Source organism: Paenibacillus wynnii (assembly GCF_000757885.1).
Lineage (GTDB): Bacteria > Bacillota > Bacilli > Paenibacillales > Paenibacillaceae > Paenibacillus_AQ > Paenibacillus_AQ wynnii.
The window spans coordinates 1,414,693-1,432,244 of sequence record NZ_JQCR01000003.1 but is presented as its reverse complement, the minus strand read 5'-3'; the positions used below and the strand labels follow the sequence as shown (position 1 = coordinate 1,432,244).

The window sequence follows — 17,552 nt, the reverse complement described above, 5'->3', positions numbered from 1 at the left end:
GATATAAAATGATTGACTAATGTAAGGACAATATGGCTGTAAACTTCAAGAGGCTTCTGGAACAATCCATATCTGGTTGCGGAATGCTGTGACGTGGATGTCCTGTCGTAGATCATTGCCCACCTCTTGGACACCCGCGATCTAGGTTGTTATTGTAATCAACTAATACCTTGTATCAGCACGATGATAGTGGTGTGTTTCTCGGTTGTGGTAGCAGCAGGTAATAATCCATAAGATTTAGTTAATGTAAAATAACAATATAACGATACAGGGCTACCGACATTGAATGGATTCGGTTTTTATCTAAAACGAATCCATTCAACTTTCGGGAAACGATAGCGTAAAGAGCAGACTGCAATTGCAATCTGCTTTTTATATTGAAGTAAAGTGCAGGATAAATTAATAGGGTAATCGAATTATCTGTAAATACAACCAAATCTTTTTATCGGGGTGATGCTGTGGAATGCTTGGGATGTAGGATTGCAAATGGAATTGAACCTAATTTGAATATAATATTTGAAAACGAACTAATTACTTGTGTTCTTGATATTGCTCCATTCAATGAAGGGCACACGCTAATCCTTCCTAAAAAACACTACTTGGATGTCGATGAAATCGACCAAGAAACTGCTTACAGCATCATGGACGCCTCTAAAATGCTGTCAACTGTCTTAAAATCCTTATATAAACCAGATGGTATTAGAGTGAGTCAGGATGGTGGGAAATTCAAGGATTTGACACATTATCACATGCATCTCATACCAAGATACGAAGGCGATGGTTTTACTTGGGGTGAACCGTTACATCCAGATGGTGCTGAAAACCGTTTGCCACCAACTAAGGAAAAAATCATTAAGGTTTTGAATGAACTATTAAGCTATCGGGAAACTATAGCTCAGCAACACATGAGGCAGCCGACACAAAAATTGGCTGCCTTCTCTGCGCAAACGGGCAGGATAGTATAATTGTATAAAATGGAAACCAATGCGTTTTAATGACGTATAACCCTAAAAACAAGTGGATGAGGAAAATATTTGAAAGTAGAAGTCTACTATAACGAGAGTAGTAGTGGGATTGAATCAAGAGATGAATGAGTTCCTGTAAGAAGGAGAGGTCAAATGATAAAAAGTCGATGGATAATGGGAGCTGTGCTATCTTCATGTCTACTGCTAACCTCCTGCAATGACAACAATGCACCGGTAGAGACGCAGAACACGGCAGTGGCGCTGAATTCGTTAAACGTGCCAACGGCGGCAATGGACTCGCCTTCGAACGAGGCTTTGATCACCTACGAAGTAACCCGGAAAGATGCAAAGGAGAAGGCCGATCACCTCACGAGAACTTACGGCACGAACAGCGTGCAGTACGCTATTATCGATCATGGCAGCATCGTCGTATCCGGCCAAGTCGGCAAGAATGATGAGAAGGGACAGAAGCCGCTCACGAAAGACACGATGTACGGGATCGGCTCGACGAGTAAAATGTTTACCACGGTTGCCGTCATGCAGCTGGTCGACCAAGGGAAAATCGATCTCGATACGCAGGTCTTCAAGTATATCCCCAAGTTTACGATGAAGGATGAACGCTACAAGCAGATTACGCCGCGCATGCTGCTGAATCATTCTTCCGGTCTGAACGGATCATCGCTGAAGGACGCCTTTTTATTCGAAGATAACGATACTTACGCCCACGACACACTGCTGAAGCAACTGGCTGGACAGACCTTGAAGGCAGACCCGGGTGCTTACTCTGTGTACTGCAATGACGGATTTACGCTGGCCGAGATTCTGGTCGAGCATGTCAGCGGGATGGACTTTACCTCTTATATCCATCGATTTATAACGGAACCTCTGGGTATGGCCAATACGGAAACGCCGCTCGATTCTCCGAACACAGCGAAGATGGCGGGACTCTATTATCCTACCTACACAGGACAACTTCCCAACGAGACGGTCAACGTGATCGGAACGGGAGGCATTTATTCCACGGCGGAAGATTTGGCTCGATTCTCGCAAATTTTCACGGGGGAAGCGGAAGAAGTCTTGTCCGGCAATTCGGCTGCGGCCATGGCGCAAGACGAGTACAAGACGCCTTTGTGGCCTGACGATGCGGACAACTCAATCGGATACGGTCTCGGCTGGGACAGCGTCGATCTGTTTCCCTTCAGTGAATATGGGATGAAGGCGCTGACCAAAGGTGGGGACACGCAACTCTATCACTCGTCGCTCGTTGTGTTTCCCGAGCAGGACATGGCGGCAGCTGTCGTCACTTCCGGCGGGGTCAGCACGAACGCCCAGCTTTTGGCGAACGAAATCCTGCTTCAGGCGCTGAAGGAGAAAGGGAGAATTGCAGAATTCAAGCCTGAGAAGTCGTACGGCACTCCGGTAAAGGCTGATATGCCGGAGTCCGTGCTGCAGTATTCGGGAATCTATGGCGCGACGAGTACAACGATTAACATTGATATTACCGAAGGTGGCGTCATGTCCGTCACTTTTGAGCAGTTGCCCAATAATCCAACCCAGTTTTACGTGTATTCGGCGGACGGCACGTTCCGGAGTGCGGATGGGAATGTGATGATCAGCTTCGTGAAAGAGGAGAATGACCGCACCTACTTATGGATTCGTCAATACGCTTCATTGCCGGGTCTTGGGCAGACGGCTGTGTCAGTGTACAATGCCGAGAAGCTCCAGCCCCAAGATCTTCCGACAAAGACAATAAAGGCATGGAATCAGCGCGACGGCAAGAAGTATTATCTGCTGAATGAGAAGTATACGTCGCTCGTTTATTTGTTGTTGCCGCCCATCCAATTGAATATGTCGACACAATTACCGGGGTACGTGTTGGATAAGCGAATAACAGGACCTAATACAGCAGTATCCGAATTGCAAATTCCGGGAATGAATGGTCGGGATCTCTCAGGCTTAACGTTCTTTACGCATGACGGTGTTGAGTACTTGGATCAAGGTGGAAGAATCTTAGTGAACGAGGACACTGTGAAGCCCATCAATTTCGCTAAGAAGTCAATCGTTACGATTCCGTCGAGCGGATACGCCCAATGGTATACGATAAGCGACAAAGACGTGGGCAAGATCATGAAGGTGAACATGTCCTCGAATGCCTCCTTCGCCGTATATGATGCGAAGGGAACATGCATCTACTTTAGTGTCATCGGAGGCAAGGATCAGGTCGAACTGCCCGCGGGAGGATCGATTGTATTCGCCGGAGATGCCGGCACGAAGTTCGAGATTTCCGCGCAGTAACGTAACAATAGGCATTTTATGTGAACATTAAACTAACGAGACACGATAGTGAAATGGACAACAGGCTGTCGATAATTCGACAGCCTGTTCCGCTAACGGGCAGGATAGCGTAATTAAGATTCAGAGCGGAGAATCATCTGATTCTGTTCGAGCAGTGACCATAACTGTTCAGTTATCTCTTCTACAGAACAGGGCATTGGTTGGGTTAACCACCATTCAATCACTCCGACAATCGCCGAACTCAAAAATTGTACTAATATATCTTTACTCAACTCATTTAGGCTTAAATTGCTTTCAACGATTTGTTCCATTACTTGATTAGTCATCATTTTTTGTAAGTGGTTTCTGAAGGAAGGAATGCCTTTGTTGCTTAATAAATTCCTATAAAAGAGAGCATTCTTCTCCATTTGTCCAAGCGTACGGAGCAATGAAGACTTAGATGGATAAGGTTCTGTTTCATCCACTGAGGAACAACTTTCGATCAAATGGTACAGTTGAGCCTCTAGGCACTTATCCAATAGATCGTATTTGTCAGAGTAATGCGAATAAATGGTTCCTCGATTTACATCAGCACGCTCTGCGATTTCATTAATCGTTATTTTGTCAAAATCTTTTTCTCCGATCAAATGAATTAATGCATTCATAATGGCAACTTGGTTTTTTTTTATTCTTCTATCCATTGAGACACCCCTTTTTTTAAACAGTACATTGTATTCTGTTGAAAAACCAACAAAACCGATAGATCTAGCGATGGATACTTGTTAGAGATGCTGGTAATCTTACTTTATTAAACAAATGGTCAAAATACAACAATCGTTAAAAAATAGAGGGGATATCACAATGAGGATATTAGTTTTTGGCGCCGGAGTTCAAGGAAGTTATCTTGCTCATGCTCTAGTGCGCGGGGGTAATGATGTCACAGTACTTGCCAGAGGGAAGCGTGCTGAACAATTGAAGAAAGACGGACTTGTCATTCGCCATTATTTCCAGCATAAAAACACTATCGATGAAGTAAAAGTCATCCATGAGCTTCAACCTGATGATCTTTATGATCTCATTTTTGTTGTAATGAAATACAATGATTTCCCATCCGTGCTGCCTATTCTAGCTGAGAATCAGAGTCAGAATATTGTTCTTGTCGGTAATAATGCCGATGCACATGGGATGCGAAATATTCTTCAGGAAAAGAGCGCCATGACAAAAAATGTAATCTTCGGATTTCAGCTTAGCGGAGGACTCCGAGAAGAGAGCGGCCGCATTATTTGCCTACGCGGAGGTGGACAACTGCTACTTGGCAGTCTTGACGGCGAGATCACAATAAAGCCTTTACTAGAAAATGCGTTTAAACATGTTAAGTTTAAATTAGCTTATCATGATGATATGGATGCTTGGCTCAAAAGTCATATCGTCTCAATAGTAGCTTTGAATTCTGTTGGTTATCTTTACGATGGTGATTTAAAAAAAGTATCTAAGGACAAGAAGCTATTAAAGCAAGCTATATCAGTAATGGACGAGGGGTTTCAAATATTAGAAAAATTAGGTTATACTATCACTCCTGCAAATCAAGTTAACTTTATTCGAAAACACAGACAGAGTGTATACTATGGTCTAAAAATAATGCATAAATTACCGTTTATGAAATTGGTGAATGGATCTTACGGCGAAATTGCAGCTTTGTTTGATTCGTTCGATAAGTTGAAACAACAATTAAACATTGCGACACCCCATTGGGACGAACTTGAGAAACAAGCGATTTCCAAGTTTATTTCAAATAATCATTAAACTAACGGGACACGATAGCTGAGTGAGCAGATTGCAACGGCAGTCTGCTTTTTTCATTGAAGTAACGGGCAGTTTAGTTGAACAAGATAAGTGGAGGTTTTATGTCGCATTTGACACAAACTGTGCATCAAAAGAGAAAAACAGCCTTTAGGCTTTTGATTTAATCAATGCCTATAATTAGCTGTTTCAAAATCAACTGTTATGTATGTTCATTTTGTTTGTAAGCCTTTTTCAATTGCTTTAGCTAATCCTTTTGGGTTCTCCCAAGCCATAGAGTGCCCAGCATTTTTTACAATTTCGATATTAATATTGTGTGTGCTAAGTACCTCCATATCTGAATCTGGTAATGAGTTTTCTCCAAAGATAAAGGTTTTAGGACAATCGAGAGAGTACAGTTTCTCTCTCCATGATGGTTCTTCTCCTTTTACCGCTGATTTAGATATGAGATAGGCTGCTTTTGATGACCAAGAAGATAAGGCTGCTGCCCACATTTGGTTTCCGCTTGTCCGGCTATCTTGTACCAATTTGCTAAATTCATTTTCTAGAAAATCGTGCATATCAAAATCTGCAATATACTTGCTGGTTGAGCCTATGCTGCTTCTGTCTAAATTTGCTTCACTCAAAATTATTCTATCGATATGTTCTCGGCATTTAGTTGCTAAAGACAGTGCTACGGCTCCTCCTAGACTGTGACCGAATAAGACAAAAGATTCCAGTCCTATGGATGTAACAAATTCCGCAAGATATTCTGCATGATCGCTGACTGTGTAATTGAAGTCAGAGTTATCTGGTTTATCACTATAACCAGCACCTAAAAGGTCAACTAAAATACAACGGTGATTTCTTAGTACTTCCTGAGTTGCTACTTGCGGATAATCAAACGAGCTAGCACATCCAAGACCGTGAATAAATAAAATGGGTGTTTGCTCACCAGGGAAATCATTATAACGAAGCATACAATTCGCTGTTTTAACAAAAAACTCTTTCATTAATAAACTTCCTTTCTATATTGAACTGCTTTCAAATTTTACCATGTAAAATAGAATCTTTAAATATTCAATTGGTTATTTATTACGCAGTACGACGATATTGTGTAATAAAAGAAAGCGTGCTTGTTCAACTAACGGGAAACGATAGCTGAGTGAGCAGATTGCAACGGCAGTCTGCTTTTTTCATTGAAGTAACGGGCAGTTTAGTTACATGCGATATGGATACTAATGGGTAGAATAACTGGTACTAAGGGGTTTAGCTTGTTATTAACTCTTCCACATATTACAATTGTAATATTCTTTCAAATGGGGTGAATGAAATTGGCGTTTCGCATTATTCGAAGTAATTAGTTTCCGGGCTGGAAAAAACGCGTACCAGCTGTAAAGGGGGAAGTATGCCCTTTTATAAAACTAATATTTCGAACAGTGTGTTTGTCATTCATTAAAGTGAAGCCAAAACACTGATACTGTGTTTTGGCTTTTATAATTTGAAAGGTGGTTTCTACATGAATGAATTAGAATATAAGAATTTTTATGATAAAGTCGGCAAAATTAATGGTTGGGACTTTAGTAAATTGCAGGTAACGTCAGAAGGGATAGAGTGGAATTTTTATGAGGAAGTGATAAGAAGGTCTAAAAGCACAGATGTTCTTTTAGACGTAGGAACAGGTGGGGGAGAAAATGTAATATCCATCGCTTCTTCATTTCATTCTGTGTTTGGGATTGATTTATCGAGTGGAATGATGGATACTGCAAAATCAAATCTGGATAAAGCGAATGTTTCTAACGTTCAATTTAAACAGATGTCTTCTGATAATTTGAAATTTCCCATTGATTTGATTGATGTAGTTTCGTGTTGTCACGCGCCATTTTTCTCAAATGAAGTGGCTAAGGTGTTAAAGAATGGTGGAATTTTCTTGACGCAACAAGTAAGTGAAGCGGATAAGCTAAATTTAAAAACCGCTTTTGGTCGCGGGCAGGCGATTGGAGTTGTGGATGGAACATTAAAAGAGACATATGTAAGGGAACTTAATGAAGCAGGTTTTCAATCAGTAGAATCCTTCGATTACAATGCCGTAGACTACTATCACAGACCCGAAGACCTTTTGTTCTTACTTAAACACACACCAATTATTCCCCACTTCGGTCATGAGGACAATGACTTTCAAATTCTAAATGATTTCATTGAAAACAATCGAACGCCAAAGGGAATTTGCACAAATTCCAAAAGGTTCTTAATTGTAGCTATAAAATAGATTACTATTTGCAAACCGCCTAGGTAATTCCCACGAGACATCATTGCGCTAACGGGACACGCTAGCTCAATAAAAACAAGAAAGCAGCCGATCAACGTCATTCGCTGCTTTTGTTCAACTAACGGGCAGATTGGCGCAGCCATAATATTTGAAAATAAGATACGGATCAAGCTGCCGGCGACGATTGCATGGGAGTATGAAAAGAAATCCGCAAACCCACTTCATTCATGGGTTTGCGGATTTCTTTTTTTAGAGTCAACCCTGCACAGGGCTGGTCTTCATTTCATAGATTTTTTGGAGCATATCTCCACACTTCGTCTTCTCGTTATCGTCTTCTGTGAGGAGATACCCCTCCACAAGTCTGTATCCGAATATGAGAAGGATCATCTCGTAGACGCAATGGTCGGCAACAGGGGGGGGCATCTGCATATTCCGAAAAACCTTTGTAATACGCGGGAACACACCGCCGGTAGTATTCGACCATATGTTCGAGATCGATATCCACTTCATCTGCAATCAGGCTTGCGATATCCTCGCCCAGGTAGCCCCATCCGGAAGTATCCCAGTCGATAAGCACGATTTTTCCGTTGGCATAGAACAGGTTGGTCACCCAGAAGTCGCGGTGGCACAGCACGAGGGGTAATTGCTCAATGCGGGCGAATATCTCGACTGCGTGCTCATCGATGTCGATGAGCATTTGCCGCACATGTTGCGGGAATTTGCAGTCCTCCGAGCGTATATAATCATAGACGACCGGCCATGACCGGTAATGCAGATACGTATTCTTCATGAGATCAGCATGGCTCAGGTTAGTCAGGCTCTGTAGCATAGCGGGCTGCTCCGCATACAGCTTGCCTTGATAGCGTCCCAACTCCAGCGCGGCCTGTTCACACATCTCTCCGGTCAAGTCTAAACCGGTTACGCCATCGATATATTCTAGCCACAGGAATTCATTTTCTTCGGCATTGATCTCGGCGTAATAACATGTCGGCCAGCGGAAGGCAGCCGAGAATGTCATTCCCAAGTCAGACATATAGAGATCAAATTCCCGGCGCCAGGAATTCGGATCGTTGTAACGTTCCCATTTCTTTTGAATTTTCAGCACGATACGGTACGGCATTTTTTGGCCATCTGCGGTTTCGGCGATTCCCGTTACCAGGGACACATTTCCCATAGTTCCGCCTTGTAATGGCATGGTTTGGTAGTCGGCCGATATGATATCCTTCTTGAACCGTTGGCTTAAGACATAGATTAGCGTTTCGATTTTAATATTCATTTCTTCCATCCTCCGTTTTTCTTCGTTTGCTTGCTCCACATGGCGATCGTTTTGTTTCGAGCCCTCTTATCGATAAGATAGCTTGTTTTATCCTGGACATACCTATTTTCATGCTGCTGAGCAACATAATGCTCCCACCTTTCACGCGGCAACGAACCGCCCTCCAGCGCGGCGAGAACGGCACAGCCCGGCTCGGCCTGATGGCGGCAATCCGTAAATCGGCATTTCGGGAACCATTCCTCCACATCGGTAAAGCTTGCGCGTATGCCTTCGTTGGCATCAAAAAGCCCAAGCTCACGCATACCTGGCGTATCGATAACCATCGCACCGGAGGGGAGCATAAACAGCTGACGGTGCGTTGTCGTATGCCGCCCCCGGCTGTCGACCTCTCGGATGGCCTGAACCTTCATTACGGCCTGTTCTATCAATGCATTGAGCAGAGACGATTTACCGACGCCGGACATACCAAGAAAGACGACTGTTTTACCAGGCATCAAGTAGGGATCGAGTTCGCTCAGCCCCAGGCCTGTATGGCTGCTGATCGCGTGAATCGGGACATCAGGAATGCTTTGTGTGACCTCTGCGAGCGGGAGATTATAATCTTCAATGAGATCGGCCTTGGTCAGAATGACGACCGGCTGCCCGCCGCTCTGCCTGGCTTGTGTCAGGTACCGCATGATGCGGGTAATGCTGAAATCCCAATTCAGAGAAGAAAGGATAAACACATAGTCAAAGTTGGTTGCAACGACCTGTTCCCGCACGGTTTTGGCATAGCCTATGGCATGCCCTGAGTAATCTGCACGTGAGAACTTGGAGCGGCGGGGCAGTACCGTAACGATGAGAGAATCTCCGTTCTCGTTGTAGTGCAGCAAGACAAAGTCACCGACACACGGAAAGTCTACGCGCGTTTCCGCGCTGTGATAGAACGCGCCTTTGAGTACCGCCGTTACTTCGCCACGCTCGGTCATGATCGTGAAGCGCTCACGCCGAAGCTCCGTCACCCTACCGGGCAATAATCCGTCGGGATTTGTTTCTATTTCTGTGAAACCATAGCTTTTCAAATTCATCATGTTTTTTTGTTAGCTCCTTTAATGTTGTTTTTGGACGCAAAAATGCCACGGACAAGCAGCCTCTAAAGAAGCTGCTGTCGCGCGGCATCAGGACGCAAAAAAGATACGACCTTCATCGTATCTGCAAACAGCAATATTCACGAAAGGTTACTTTGAGGGCATATCAAATAATACGGGCGTTCTCCCGCTTTTTCGCATATGCCTGCTATTCAGTTTTAAGACCAAACCACCCTATAAGTAGTTGCCATTAAAAAACATCTCCCTTCGTGTCAGGAACTTGCTTATCGCTAAGCTGTCTATAAAATAACCTTTTCTGGAAAAAAAATCAATACAATTCATCACTTAGAATTAGCTTATTTACAACTCTCTAGATGCTCCGATAACACATTCTTTAATCGTAGTGGAGTGCGAGAGAAAGTACCTGCTGATTGCAGAGATCGAAAAAAAATCTCAATGAATACTCTAGTTAATCATTCAACTAACGTGCAGTTTACGCTAATTGCTAATCGCGGGAAATGGGTTTCTATAAAACCTGGTAGAGGCAAACATCCAGACTCTGCAAATGGCAATAATTCCTGAAAAATTTAATTGACCGTTAATAGGGACAGGTGTATTATATTCTATATATTGGAAATTGCTATGAAGAGAAAGAGTAGTTAAATTATTTCTTTCACAGAGAACCCCGTTAGCTGAAAAGGGGTAAAGAAATGTCTTTCGAACATGGTCTCTGAGCTGCACATCGAACCCTTTATAGGAAGTAGGTTGTGCTGGGTGCACCCATTATTGTGCTAGGGTATAACCATCAATGAATTGGTGTCGTACCTGAAAAGTTCAATATCGTGAGGTATTGATAAATTTGGGTGGTAACACGTGAGGATAAAACTCTCGTCCCTTTTGGGGCGGGAGTTTTTGTATTTCCTAATTAATCATAAGGAGGTTGATGTTATGCAGATTGAAGATGTATTTAGCGATTTACCGAGTCTTGAAACAGAGCGCTTGATTTTGCGAAAGATTAAAATCGAGGATTTGATTGATATGTATGAGTATACTTCAGACCATATAGTTACGAAACATACATCATGGGATCATCATAAAACCATTGATGAAACAAGAAAATGGATTGAGTATATTATGGATTGCTATAAGAAGAAGAAAGTAACAAATTGGGGATTGGTTCATAAAGATTCACAAAAATTTATTGGTAGTTGTGGCTTTGCTTGGTGGAGTATCGAGCATTCAAAAGCTGAGATTGGATATGTATTGAATCCAAGATATTGGGGTCTTGGACTTATGACAGAAGCAATTAACAAAGTGATTGAATTTGGGTTTACAAGGATGGAACTCAATCGAATTGAAGCAACATGTAAACCTGCTAATATTGGTTCTTGGCGATTAATGGAGAAATCAGGGATGAGATTAGACGGTGTATTAAGACAGTACATCAAACTAAGAGATGAGTTTATTGATGTTAAATTGTATTCTATTTTGAAGTCGGACTTCTCTATAAAGTAAATGACGATTAAGCTATCTGGGAACGTTAGCTCAATAAAACAATGACAATCTAGCACTTTATTTTTTAGTCCATAGTTGTCGTTATTATGAATTCCAATGCTATATGTTATGAAATGTTATGGTAAAATCCGTGGCGTGATAGCACAGTCGAAAAATATAATAAAGACAAAGAAGCAAGAGGCTTCTGGAACAATCCATTTCTGGTTGCGGAATACTGCGACGGGCATTCATACCGCATCTCAGCATCATCTTAATAAAGTTGTGGTGGTACACTCAGAAAAAGTCAAAAGGTTGTCTCTTTATGTAATATTTTGGATTGAATCCATTCTTCTAAATGATTACAATAATAGGCAGGAGGGGATTAAATGAGAAGTGATTTTGAAAGCGCTATTAACCATATGGGTACAATGACAAAGTTTATGAACAAAGGATCTATAAATGAAGCAGAGGGTTATCTTAAGCCTGATGAACAAGTGCTAAACGTTGAAATTGTTAATTTAGATAAAGGTCCTGGGATCTTAGTAGTAACAGATAAGAGGATATATTTTGCTTTTAAAATACTAAATACGCATAATTTCAAACAATTGACTTATGAAGAAATTATTTCAGTTTCTCTAAATAGCCTTGCTGGGAAGATGGAAATCAAAACAGACCATCAAAGCCTCAAAATAAAAGCTATTCATGGTAAGAGATCAAAAGACGTTCATAGAAATATAATGGAGAGAATATCTTAAAAATAAATTAAATAATTAGCTGATATCTTATAAATTCATACTTCGAGTTTTGCATATAACTAATATCTAAAAAACTTAAACGCCCACTGAGGCGTTTTTCTTTTACCCAGGAAACATTTCGTTTCTCAAACATAAAAGACTTCAACTCTAAACGCCCAAGATTAATACTTTTCTTCGTGTTTGTACTTATATTCAGGATCAACGCCCCTTAAAGGCGCACAACTATATTGATAAATTCGGCCGTTCTCTTTACGGTAGAAGTATCTAGCATTTACTTCATCCTGGAAAATTACTGTGGTACTAACAAGTGGTAGTTTTCCGAATTCTGTGTACACTTTTAAAATTTCATTTTGACTATAACCCTTTTCAGCCAAATATTTTACAATTTCTTCATTTAAATTATTCTTGTAAGAGTGGATAGTCAACAAACCTACTCCTAAAATAATAATAACAATAATTAAAAACTTCTTATTAATCATTTAAGTACCGCTCCTATCTCCGAAATCCCGGTATCTCCCTCTTAAAATGCTCAATGATATTTTTACAAAAAAAACGAAAAAAAACCAGCCAAAAGTGCACTGTGACTGGTTGTATGATCTGTTGCGGTTATTTTATTTTATCAATTTTAAATATAAATTTCCATGAAGCCGTATTGCCAGAGTATCTACCACGATTTTCAACAACCTGCACCGTCATAGATTTATTTTGGGATGATTTAAGTGAGGAGACCTTTAGAGTTGTGGTTGCTTCACCATCATCAGGAATACTATCCTGCTCTTGTGCTTCAGCGTGCAATTTTATTGTACCAGTTGAACTCACGTTTAATTAATGGATTCTCCATCTGCAAGTTCTGTACCGTTTACAAATCCCCCCCACCACCATTCGTTACCTACATGATTATTCTCCACTAAATCTGCACTCACAAAGGTAACTTTTACTTTCTCAGTTTTTCCAGCAGCTAATAAAGGTTGGGTACTGAAGATGAAATAGTTCTATAGTCTCGTAAATTGTCTGCATTTATGGAGTCAATATGCTTAAAGATGTGAAAATAGGATTTTATCCAAGGATAAAATTTTCTAGCTGAATATGTACAATTGAATTTACACGCTATAGATAATGAACTAAAGAACATGGTATCCTTATACTGTTCTTTATAACGAATAAGGAGATGTTTGGATTTGAGAAAATGGATGGTAACAAAGCTTGTTCTTGTTTTTTTTCTTATGATTTCATTTTTAACGTATCTACCCGTGAGTCTAGTGCACGCAGATTATCCCTATGATACACCGCTACCGTTACAAGGGACTCTTACGGATGAGTATGGAAATCCTATGAAAGGGATTGAGTTATCGGTAGTATCTCCTCGTATTCTTGGATATTCTGGTGGGTACAAAGACCTTGGTAGTGCTATAACGGATGAAAATGGTCATTTTAGTATGGAACCTTTCTCAAGGTACTTCATTGATGACACAAGTTATTATAGCGCATACATCACTTTCACTGTAAAAGGATACCCCGTTATTCGTTATTTAGGTATGGGCACAACATTTAGTTTTCAATTTCCTAAATTGTTAAACCATGTAGAAGGAACCGTTACGATTGAGGGAACTAATTTTCCGAATCCCGGACTTCCTGTAGTGGCTGGCATGCGTATGACAAAACGCGATCTCTATGAGCTGTCCTCTACGATTACTGATGAACATGGACATTATGCCATGGACTATATTCCTGCAGACTTTAAGACCTATGATGAAGAAGGCCGTGTAATTGTTACTAGCCAAGAGACGAAAAATGATCGCACTTATGATTACAAAACAGCATTTCCGGTAGCGCCAACTACCATATACGGATATTTACAGTTAATTAATGGCGATTCTATTGATGGTACTATTCAAATTGATGGAATCTCTCAATATGTTGGCACCAGTGGATTTGTGATTAATCTTGGTGATTCTAATAAACATCACGTTAAATTTACATCTGAGGGATTTGTTCCTTACGAGACCGAACTAGGATCGGGGGGACCCTATTATATCCAATTAGATTTTAAAAGTTTTCCGCCTAACGTGCAAGCAATTTCCGATAGAGCTCCAGATCGAAACGGATGGTACAACCGTAATGTAACTGTTTCGTTTGAAGCTAGCGATAACAATTGGTATCAAGAGTTAAAAGTCGATCTACCCAAAGTCATTACCTCTGAAGGAGAAAATCAGGTAATAACAGGATCTGCAACTGATGAAGAGGGCCTCACAGGTTATGGATCAATAATAATAAATTTGGATAAAACCACACCTATTACCACTGCTATCATTACTCCAGCCACTTCGACTAATTGGTTAAATTCCGCAACGATGGTATTGTCCCCTAAAGATAGTTTATCTGGAGTGTCAGAAACCGAGTACAGTCTCGATGGCGGACAGACTTGGAAACTTTACACCAGTCCCACTACTTTTGTAGCAGATGGCCACTATTCTGTCTTATATCGCTCTATAGACAAGGCCGGTAATTCTGAAGCAATTAAGATGCTCACTTTTAACTTGGATGGGACAGCTCCCACAATCCATATGGCTGAACCAATAGAAGGGCGTTATCGAAGTGTGGGGAACTTGGTCCCGAATTTTACGATTGAAGACTTAGTTTCGGGGGTGAACTTGACAAAAACCTTAATTACAGTCGATGGACAAAAGGCACAAAACGGTGTTCCAATTCCGTTATATATGCTTCCCCTAGGTACCCATTCTTTTAAAATTAAGACGGCTGACATTGCAGGGAATGAAGCCACTTTTGAGGTTGAATTTGTAACCTATTCAGACATGGATTCATTAAGGGCTCTAGTTCAACGTTTTACAGATGAAGGTAAAATCACATCATCTGTTGCTAATACGTTGCAGAAGAAACTGGAACAGAACCAGCTGAAACCCTTCATCAGTCTTATTGAGGCTCATCGAGGTAAAGCCATCGACAATAAGGCAGCTGGTTTTCTGCTTAGAGATGTGAAAGCATTACAATAATGCAATTGGCTTCAAATGTTAAGAGTCAAAGTCAAAAGATCGAGCGCCTATGAGGCGCTTTTTCTTCTGCACTTACCATCATAACCCCGCTCCTATCTCCGTAATCCCCGAATCCACAAACTCCGGCACTTTCTTTCCCGTATTTGCCTGAAGCAAGGTATAGATAATGCTTTCGCCCCAGTGATCTTCGTTCTGTGAAATGACAGAGGTCAGTTGGCCGTTTCGCAGGGCTTCTTTTACGGTGGGTGTCATTCCCAGGGTCAGCGCATACCGTTTCAAGCCCTTGGCTTTCCAGATTAGGGTGGAGGTTGAGCCGGAGACGAAATCTAAGCCGATAAAAGCATTAAAGTGAGGATGGGCATCAATCATTTCTTCCAGCTCCGTTGTGGCCCGAGTCTCACTGCCCTCGTTGAAGCGAACCTCCAGTACATCAATGGTTGTCTCCGTGTCTAAATAATGAAGAAGGCCGTCCAGCCTTTGGCTGAGTCCGTACATTTGGGACATACCGGCTTCCACAAGGATCATACCTCTACCTTTTAAAAGCCGGCTTACTGCTTTGCCCATGGTTACACCTGTTTCGTAGTTGTCCGCTCCAATGAAGCTAAGTCGGTTGCTGCCGGGGGCGTCAGATTCAAAACAGACCACAGGGATGCCGCTGGCAACCGCTTTATTGATCACGGGAATGAGCGCTTTAGCATCTACGGGATCTATGGCAATTCCATTCAGCTTTTGCTTGATCATGGTTTCCATGATCCGAATCTGCTGTTCCAGATTGGCTTCGTCAGGAGCTTGCACCATTAGTTTAATATTATGGTCTTTCGCTGCTTCTTCTGCATTCTGTGTAATAACCTCATAGGTGGGGTTCACCATAGGATATATAATTCCGTAAGTACGAGGGGGGTCATTTTGCTGACTGGACGCCTTCTGCACGTTGCTATCCTGCGCCGTTAGGTTCTGGTCACCATCTGAAGGCGCCGATTGGCAGCCGGAGATCAGCATTCCAACAGTCAACAGTAAGCAGAAGAGTCGGTTACGCTTTTTGACGTTCATGATTCTTCCTCCCATGCCGATCCTGATCTATGAGGCCTTTCTCGTCGGCAGTTCCTTGTTTGCGATATTCCATTGGAGTCATGCCGGTCACTTTTTTGAACTGATTCGAGAAGTAATGCTGATCGTTGTATCCTACCTCAAAGGCAATCTCGAATGTTTTGTGGCGAGTGGTCTTTAGAAGTTCCATCGCTTTACGGATTCGGGTCCCCGTGAGATATTCGGTCATGGTCTGGCCTGTTACCTGGCTAAATACCTTGCTCATATGGCTTGGACTCACACCGATTTGTCTGGAGATATCTTGCAGGGACAGCTGATCATCGTTGTAGGATTCGGAGATATATTGCTTGACCTTGCTGATCAGATCGCCATATTTGTCAGAGCCTTCGGAGCGCCATTTCCACAGTTTGTCGAGCAGGAATGTCAAATAATTCAGGCAGTCCTCAAAGTCAGAAATGTGCTTAATGGACTGCTGAAGTTCCTCGATTAGCTCAGTAGGGTCCTGTGACGTTTGAAAGCTTTGTTTGGCGGTTCGAATCATCTCCATCGACAGATCATTCAGCAAATAATAACCGTACATGGAGCTTTTCCAATTCATCTGAACCAGACCCGCAGCAAATTCGCTTATAAAAGAAGGTGCCTCCGAAGGGGAGCCTATTTTTAAAAATTCAATAATTTGGTTGCGATCAAGGAGTACACTGTCCACAACTCCGTCAAATGGAGCATCACTCAAGAATGTTCGGTGTAAGCCCGAAATACGCTGTCTATTCTTGCCTTCTTCGGCTTCAAGATATGAGGGATGTATGCCCTGAAGGCGTTCATGGACATTTCCGATACCGATCGGGATATCAAGCTGGAAATTCTGTTCAATCCTATCATGAATGGTGTTGACATATTGGACCACTTTTTCCCTGAGTGTTTCAACTTGGTTGCCTTTGAGTATCCATACGGTCTCCGTGCGGCTTCGTTTGAAGGAAAAACTGTCCGCTAACTGCGACAACTGGTCATTTAACAAGGAGTCTATTTTTGTTAACAATAGGTTATCCTCCACCACTGGGGCTGTATTAGGGAACCGAAGGTCAAACACTACTACCGAATAATAATTGGCAGACAGATTAAGATTCATACAGCTTGCAGTTTCTATCGCTTGGGCTGTACTGATTAACCCCCCGCATAGATCGGAGAGAAGTTTCTCTCCAGTATAGGAGAATTTCTTCTTAGCCCGCTGCTCTTGATCAATTCGCTCACTGACACCCTGCAAAAGCTGGATCAGGTCGGCTGAACTGACAGGCTTTAGGCAGTAATCTTCCACACCAAGGCGCAGCGCAGATTGAGCGTAATGAAATTCGTCGTGTCCGCTTAAAATAATGATTTTGATATCCGGCATTTGCTGCCTGACAATGGAGCTGAGCTCCAGCCCGTTCATAAAAGGCATTTTGATATCTGTAATTAGAATATCCGGCATCCACTGCTCTATAAGAGGGAGGGCCACCTCACCGTCTGAAGCGTCACCGCAATAGATAAAGCCTTCTTTTTCCCAGTCCACACAAGCACGAATATTTTCACGGATTAGAATTTCATCATCCACGAGCATGACTTTCTTCATGGGTTAACC

Annotated in this window: 14 protein-coding genes and 1 other annotated feature; of the genes, 7 read left to right on the top strand and 7 right to left on the bottom strand. The window is 42.0% G+C overall.

Annotated features, from left to right (window positions below; all coding sequences use genetic code 11):
* Positions 1–458 precede the first annotated feature (458 nt).
* Both PWYN_RS21930 and PWYN_RS21925 read left to right on the top strand, forming a co-directional pair.
* Positions 459–965: an HIT family protein gene (locus PWYN_RS21930; RefSeq protein WP_084146871.1), complete on the top strand. Its 507-nt coding sequence runs from the start codon at positions 459–461 to the stop codon at positions 963–965.
* A gap of 153 nt (positions 966–1,118) precedes the next feature.
* A complete protein-coding gene (locus PWYN_RS21925; protein ID WP_084146869.1) occupies positions 1,119–3,260 on the top strand; it encodes a serine hydrolase domain-containing protein in 2,142 nt (713 codons plus the stop codon).
* Between the two features lie 113 nt (positions 3,261–3,373).
* Here PWYN_RS21925 and PWYN_RS21920 read toward each other — a convergent pair whose 3' ends face one another.
* Positions 3,374–3,940, bottom strand: a complete 567-nt coding sequence (locus PWYN_RS21920) for a TetR/AcrR family transcriptional regulator (RefSeq protein ID WP_036656281.1) — start codon at positions 3,938–3,940, stop codon at positions 3,374–3,376.
* A 160-nt stretch (positions 3,941–4,100) separates the two neighbouring features.
* On the opposite strand from PWYN_RS21920, the gene PWYN_RS21915 reads away from it, so the two are divergent.
* Positions 4,101–5,042 carry a ketopantoate reductase family protein gene (locus PWYN_RS21915; RefSeq protein WP_036656279.1) on the top strand — a complete coding sequence of 314 codons (942 nt, stop codon included), beginning with the start codon at positions 4,101–4,103 and terminating at the stop codon, positions 5,040–5,042.
* A gap of 209 nt (positions 5,043–5,251) precedes the next feature.
* Here PWYN_RS21915 and PWYN_RS21910 read toward each other — a convergent pair whose 3' ends face one another.
* Entirely contained in the window at positions 5,252–6,031 is a 780-nt protein-coding gene (locus tag PWYN_RS21910; protein ID WP_036655845.1) for an alpha/beta fold hydrolase, read from the bottom strand.
* Between the two features lie 506 nt (positions 6,032–6,537).
* On the opposite strand from PWYN_RS21910, the gene PWYN_RS21905 reads away from it, so the two are divergent.
* Positions 6,538–7,287, top strand: coding sequence for a class I SAM-dependent methyltransferase (locus PWYN_RS21905; protein WP_036656276.1), 750 nt, complete (start codon positions 6,538–6,540; stop codon positions 7,285–7,287).
* Between the two features lie 325 nt (positions 7,288–7,612).
* Here the strand turns inward: PWYN_RS21905 and PWYN_RS21900 are convergent, their stop codons facing one another.
* Together PWYN_RS21900 and rsgA are read right to left on the bottom strand one after the other, a co-directional pair.
* Positions 7,613–8,563: an aminoglycoside phosphotransferase family protein gene (locus PWYN_RS21900; protein WP_338049221.1), complete on the bottom strand. Its 951-nt coding sequence runs from the start codon at positions 8,561–8,563 to the stop codon at positions 7,613–7,615.
* A complete protein-coding gene (rsgA, locus tag PWYN_RS21895) occupies positions 8,560–9,633 on the bottom strand; it encodes a ribosome small subunit-dependent GTPase A (protein WP_084146866.1) in 1,074 nt (357 codons plus the stop codon). Before rsgA ends, PWYN_RS21900 begins: the two co-directional genes overlap by 4 nt.
* Before the next feature lie 630 nt (positions 9,634–10,263).
* Positions 10,264–10,529 (top strand) — a binding site (T-box leader).
* Between the two features lie 49 nt (positions 10,530–10,578).
* On the opposite strand from rsgA, the gene PWYN_RS21890 reads away from it, so the two are divergent.
* On the top strand, positions 10,579–11,145 hold the full coding sequence (locus PWYN_RS21890) for a GNAT family N-acetyltransferase (protein WP_036656274.1): 567 nt from the start codon (positions 10,579–10,581) through the stop codon (positions 11,143–11,145).
* A gap of 365 nt (positions 11,146–11,510) precedes the next feature.
* Positions 11,511–11,879, top strand: coding sequence for a PH domain-containing protein (locus PWYN_RS21880; protein WP_036656267.1), 369 nt, complete (start codon positions 11,511–11,513; stop codon positions 11,877–11,879).
* Between the two features lie 161 nt (positions 11,880–12,040).
* Here PWYN_RS21880 and PWYN_RS21875 read toward each other — a convergent pair whose 3' ends face one another.
* Positions 12,041–12,358, bottom strand: coding sequence for a DUF3139 domain-containing protein (locus PWYN_RS21875; RefSeq protein ID WP_052088278.1), 318 nt, complete (start codon positions 12,356–12,358; stop codon positions 12,041–12,043).
* 699 nt (positions 12,359–13,057) lie between these two features.
* Between PWYN_RS21875 and PWYN_RS21865 the strand changes: the two genes are divergently transcribed.
* Positions 13,058–14,890: an OmpL47-type beta-barrel domain-containing protein gene (locus PWYN_RS21865; RefSeq protein WP_036656263.1), complete on the top strand. Its 1,833-nt coding sequence runs from the start codon at positions 13,058–13,060 to the stop codon at positions 14,888–14,890.
* Between the two features lie 78 nt (positions 14,891–14,968).
* On the opposite strand, the gene PWYN_RS21860 is transcribed toward PWYN_RS21865, so the two are convergent.
* Together PWYN_RS21860 and PWYN_RS21855 are read right to left on the bottom strand one after the other, a co-directional pair.
* Positions 14,969–15,940 (bottom strand): sugar ABC transporter substrate-binding protein, encoded by a 972-nt coding sequence (locus PWYN_RS21860; RefSeq protein ID WP_036656260.1) that lies wholly within the window; start codon positions 15,938–15,940, stop codon positions 14,969–14,971.
* Positions 15,921–17,543: a response regulator gene (locus PWYN_RS21855; protein WP_052088276.1), complete on the bottom strand. Its 1,623-nt coding sequence runs from the start codon at positions 17,541–17,543 to the stop codon at positions 15,921–15,923. Before PWYN_RS21855 ends, PWYN_RS21860 begins: the two co-directional genes overlap by 20 nt.
* Positions 17,544–17,552: the final 9 nt, after the last annotated feature.

Excerpts from the sequence above, each read along its gene's own strand:
- PWYN_RS21925 (WP_084146869.1), top strand. The coding sequence starts at position 1,119 with ATGATAAAAAGTCGATGGATAATGGGAGCTGTGCTATCTTCATGTCTA.
- PWYN_RS21920 (WP_036656281.1), bottom strand. The coding sequence starts at position 3,940 with ATGGATAGAAGAATAAAAAAAAACCAAGTTGCCATTATGAATGCATTA.
- PWYN_RS21915 (WP_036656279.1), top strand. The coding sequence starts at position 4,101 with ATGAGGATATTAGTTTTTGGCGCCGGAGTTCAAGGAAGTTATCTTGCT.
- PWYN_RS21910 (WP_036655845.1), bottom strand. The coding sequence starts at position 6,031 with ATGAAAGAGTTTTTTGTTAAAACAGCGAATTGTATGCTTCGTTATAAT.
- PWYN_RS21905 (WP_036656276.1), top strand. The coding sequence starts at position 6,538 with ATGAATGAATTAGAATATAAGAATTTTTATGATAAAGTCGGCAAAATT.
- PWYN_RS21900 (WP_338049221.1), bottom strand. The coding sequence starts at position 8,563 with ATGAATATTAAAATCGAAACGCTAATCTATGTCTTAAGCCAACGGTTC.
- rsgA (WP_084146866.1), bottom strand. The coding sequence starts at position 9,633 with ATGATGAATTTGAAAAGCTATGGTTTCACAGAAATAGAAACAAATCCC.
- PWYN_RS21890 (WP_036656274.1), top strand. The coding sequence starts at position 10,579 with ATGCAGATTGAAGATGTATTTAGCGATTTACCGAGTCTTGAAACAGAG.
- PWYN_RS21880 (WP_036656267.1), top strand. The coding sequence starts at position 11,511 with ATGAGAAGTGATTTTGAAAGCGCTATTAACCATATGGGTACAATGACA.
- PWYN_RS21875 (WP_052088278.1), bottom strand. The coding sequence starts at position 12,358 with ATGATTAATAAGAAGTTTTTAATTATTGTTATTATTATTTTAGGAGTA.
- PWYN_RS21860 (WP_036656260.1), bottom strand. The coding sequence starts at position 15,940 with ATGAACGTCAAAAAGCGTAACCGACTCTTCTGCTTACTGTTGACTGTT.
- PWYN_RS21855 (WP_052088276.1), bottom strand. The coding sequence starts at position 17,543 with ATGAAGAAAGTCATGCTCGTGGATGATGAAATTCTAATCCGTGAAAAT.